At 55.6% G+C, this 4,285-nt stretch carries 4 protein-coding genes; 3 read left to right on the top strand and 1 reads right to left on the bottom strand.

All coding sequences use genetic code 11. The features are described from left to right. A partial coding sequence (locus JTI98_RS16830; RefSeq protein ID WP_216081561.1) for an NAD(P)H nitroreductase occupies positions 1–541 on the bottom strand: 541 nt, incomplete at its 3' end. Positions 542–706: 165 nt separating this feature from the next. Here JTI98_RS16830 and sppA point away from each other — a divergent pair. The 3 genes from sppA to pncA all read left to right on the top strand — a co-directional run. After that, on the top strand, positions 707–2,563 hold the full coding sequence (gene sppA / locus JTI98_RS16835) for a signal peptide peptidase SppA (protein WP_216081562.1): 1,857 nt from the start codon (positions 707–709) through the stop codon (positions 2,561–2,563). 55 nt (positions 2,564–2,618) lie between these two features. Next, a complete protein-coding gene (gene ansA / locus JTI98_RS16840; protein WP_058587954.1) occupies positions 2,619–3,635 on the top strand; it encodes an asparaginase in 1,017 nt (338 codons plus the stop codon). Between the two features lie 10 nt (positions 3,636–3,645). Further along, positions 3,646–4,285 (top strand): bifunctional nicotinamidase/pyrazinamidase (pncA, locus tag JTI98_RS16845; RefSeq protein ID WP_216081563.1); only part of this gene is annotated, 640 nt, incomplete at its 3' end.

A 4,285-nucleotide genomic window follows, 5' to 3' on the forward strand; every position in this document is an offset into this window, starting at 1 on the left:
TCACGAAAGGCGCGGTATCCGGCACGTTAATGGTGGTGGAGGCTTTCAGTTGCGGTGTGCCGAGATAAAGAAAACCGACAATTTTATCCTGTGGGCGACAGTCAAACGCGTCGCGCACCACCGGACTGTCGGTTAAGGCTCCGCTACGCCAGATCCCGCCGAAGCCCTGTGCGATAGCCGCCATTTGCATCGCCATCACTGCACAGCCTGCAGACATTTCCTGCTCCCAGACCGGGACCTTATGATTTTCATCGCATTTTGCGACCACGGTGATGATAAGAGGCGCGCGAAACGGAGCGCTACGCGCTTTTTCGATCCCTTTTTCATCACTTCCGGCGGCAATCGCCCCCTTTTCCAGCACCGCGCTGAAGCGTTCGCGCCCCTCGCCTTCGATAACGAAGAAGTGCCACGGTTGCAGGGTCTTATGATCCGGCGCGCGCATGCCCGCACGGAGAATATTTTGCAGTTGCTCACCGGCAGGTGCAGGCTCGGCCAGGCGAGAAGCGCTACGGCGGTTAACAAGTAATTCAAGTGCATCCATTTGGTTAACTCCTGTCAGGGTGAATATTCACAAAATTAACACGAGAGCAGATTTTGTTACAGCGCCGACAGTGATTCCTGCTGACAAGAGACGGCAGGGTCATTAGGATAGCCACATCTCATACGCCTGACCCAGGCGTAGTATTGGTAACGGTAGGGAGAATACATGCGAACCCTGTGGCGATTCATTGCCGGTTTTTTTAAATGGACGTGGCGACTGCTTAATTTTGTCCGCGAGATGGTGCTTAACCTGTTCTTTATCTTCCTTGTCCTGGTGGGTGTCGGGATCTGGATGCAGGTCAGCAGCAATAACACCAGCGATAAAGTCGGTCGCGGTGCCCTAATGTTAGATATTTCCGGGGTGATCGTCGATAAGCCGTCCAGTACCAGTCGTCTTGGCGCTCTCAGCCGTCAACTGCTGGGTGCCAGTTCCGACCGCTTACAGGAAAACTCCCTGTTCGATATCGTCAATACCATTCGTCAGGCCAAAGACGATCGCAATATCACCGGTATTGTGATGGACCTGAAAAACTTCGCCGGTGCCGATCAGCCGTCAATGCAGTATATCGGTAAAGCGCTGCGTGAATTCCGCGACAGCGGTAAGCCAGTCTATGCCGTTGGCGATAATTTTAGTCAGGGTCAGTATTACCTTGCCAGCTTCGCCAATAAAATCTGGCTTTCGCCGCAGGGTTCCGTTGATATCCACGGTTTTGCCACTAACGGACTGTATTACAAATCCCTGCTGGATAAGCTGAAAGTGTCGACGCATGTGTTCCGCGTGGGCACTTATAAATCTGCCGTCGAGCCGTTTATTCGTGACGACATGTCGCCTGCGGCGCGGGAAGCAGACAGCCGCTGGATTGGCGAACTGTGGCAGAACTACCTGAATACCATTGCCGCCAACCGTCAAATCCCGGCTGAGCAGGTCTTCCCTGGCGCTCAGGGCGTGCTTGATGCGCTGACGAAAGCCGATGGCGATACGGCAAAGTATGCGCTCGACAGCAAACTGGTCGACGCCCTGCTTTCCAGTGCCGAAGTGGAAAAAGCGCTGACGAAACAGTTTGGCTGGAGTAAGGCAGAGAATAACTATCGCGCGATCAGCTACTACGATTACACGCTTAATCCGCCTGCGGATACGGGCAGCTCCATCGGCGTGGTCTTTGCCAACGGAGCCATCATGGATGGTGAAGAAACACCGGGGAATGTCGGCGGAGATACCACCGCCTCGCAGATTCGCGATGCGCGCCTGGATCCGAAAGTGAAAGCCATCGTTCTGCGCGTCAACAGCCCTGGCGGTAGCGTGACGGCGTCGGAAGTGATTCGTTCGGAACTGGCCGCTGCACGTGCTGCCGGTAAACCGGTGGTCGTATCGATGGGCGGAATGGCCGCCTCTGGCGGCTACTGGATCTCTACGCCTGCCAGTTACATTGTGGCCAACCCGAGCACGCTGACCGGTTCGATCGGTATTTTCGGGGTGATTAACACCGTCGAAAACAGCCTTGATTCCATTGGCGTTCATACGGATGGCGTGGCGACCTCGCCGCTGGCGGATATTTCTGTCACCAAAGCGCTGCCGCCAGAAGCGCAGCAAATGATGCAACTGAGCATTGAGAATGGCTATAAGCGCTTTATCACCCTGGTGGCGCAGGCGCGTAAATCCACACCTGAGCAAATTGATAAAATCGCACAGGGCCACGTCTGGACGGGTCAGGACGCCAAAGCGAACGGCCTGGTCGACAGCCTGGGTGACTTCGATGATGCGGTGGCTAAAGCGGCTGAACTGGCGAAACTCAAAGAGTGGCATATCGACTATTATCAGGATGAGCCAACCTTCTTTGATATGATCATGGACGGTATGTCAGGTTCTGTCCGCGCCATGCTGCCGCAGGCGATTCAGGCGATGCTCCCTGCGCCGCTGGCCTCAGCGGCCAGTACGGTCAAAGCGGAAGGCGATAAGCTCGCCGCGTTCAACGATCCGCAAAACCGTTATGCGTTCTGTCTGACCTGCGCGAACGTCCGTTAATCCTCACGCCCTCTTCCTGCGAAGAGGGCTTTTCTCTGAGCGACAAGATACTAGCATGCAGAAGAAATCGATTTACGTTGCCTATACCGGCGGGACCATTGGTATGCAGCGCTCCGAACAGGGTTACATTCCGGTCTCCGGACACCTTCAGCGCCAGCTGGCGCTGATGCCTGAATTCCATCGTCCTGAAATGCCCGACTTCACCATTCATGAATATGCCCCGCTGATGGATTCGTCAGATATGACGCCGGAAGACTGGCAGCATATCGCCGATGACATCAAAACCCATTACGATGAGTACGATGGTTTTGTGATCCTACATGGTACCGACACCATGGCGTTTACCGCCTCTGCACTCTCGTTCATGCTGGAGAATTTAGGTAAACCGGTGATTGTGACAGGGTCACAAATCCCGCTGGCGGAGCTGCGTTCTGACGGACAAATCAATCTTCTCAACGCGCTTTACGTCGCGGCAAATTATCCGATCAACGAAGTCACGCTGTTTTTTAACAACCGTCTGTTTCGCGGCAACCGCACGACAAAAGCGCATGCCGACGGTTTTGACGCTTTCGCCTCCCCTAACCTCCAGCCGCTGCTGGAAGCGGGTATCCACATCCGCCGTCTGGGGACGCCGCCGGCTCCCCGTAGTGAAGGCGAACTGATTGTTCACCCGATCACGCCACAACCCATTGGGGTCGTCACCATTTATCCGGGTATCTCCGCCGATGTGGTGCGCAACTTCCTGCGCCAGCCGGTAAAAGCGCTGATTCTGCGTTCCTACGGCGTCGGCAATGCGCCGCAGAATAAAGAGTTTCTGAAAGAACTTAGCGAAGCCAGAGAACGCGGCATCGTGGTTGTGAACCTCACGCAGTGCATGTCGGGGAAAGTGAACATGGGCGGCTATGCCACCGGCAATGCCCTGGCGCATGCTGGCGTCATTGGCGGTGCGGATATGACCGTTGAAGCAACCCTGACCAAACTGCATTATCTGCTCAGCAAAGGGCTGGATACGGATGCGATTCGCGAGGCGATGACACAAAACCTGCGTGGCGAACTCACGCCGGACGACTAAGGAGGATCGAATGACACACCGTGCGCTGTTACTGGTCGATTTACAAAACGATTTCTGCGCCGGCGGCGCGCTGGCGGTCCCGAAGGGCGACAGCACCGTTGATATCGCAAACCAGCTGATAGCATGGTGCCAGACCCGTGGTGATGCGGTCCTCGCAAGCCAGGACTGGCACCCTGCGAACCACGGGAGCTTCGCCAGTCAGCATCAGGCAGAACCTTACAGCCAGGGGCAACTCGACGGCTTGCCGCAAACCTTCTGGCCCGATCACTGCGTGCAGAATACCAACGGCGCGGCGTTTCATCCGTTGCTGAACCGCAAGGCAATAGAGGCCGTTTTTCATAAGGGCGAGAATCCGCTGGTCGACAGCTACAGCGCTTTTTTTGATAACGGACGTCGGCAGAAAACCGGACTCGACGCGTGGCTTCGCCAGCATGACGTGCATGAACTGATCGTCATGGGGCTAGCCACCGACTATTGTGTCAGGTTTACGGTGCTGGATGCGCTGCAACTGGGCTATACGGTGAATGTCATTACCGATGGCTGTCGCGGCGTGAACATTCAGCCACAGGACAGTGCCCATGCCTTTATGGAGATGGCAGCAGCAGGCGCTACGTTGTATACCCTCGCTGACTGGGAAGAAACTCAGCGCT

Origin of the sequence: Citrobacter sp. MGH 55, from assembly GCF_016906145.1 — a bacterium.
GTDB classification, from domain to species: Bacteria; Pseudomonadota; Gammaproteobacteria; order Enterobacterales; family Enterobacteriaceae; genus Citrobacter_A; species Citrobacter_A amalonaticus.

Excerpts from the sequence above, each read along its gene's own strand:
- ansA (WP_058587954.1), top strand. The coding sequence starts at position 2,619 with ATGCAGAAGAAATCGATTTACGTTGCCTATACCGGCGGGACCATTGGT.
- sppA (WP_216081562.1), top strand. The coding sequence starts at position 707 with ATGCGAACCCTGTGGCGATTCATTGCCGGTTTTTTTAAATGGACGTGG.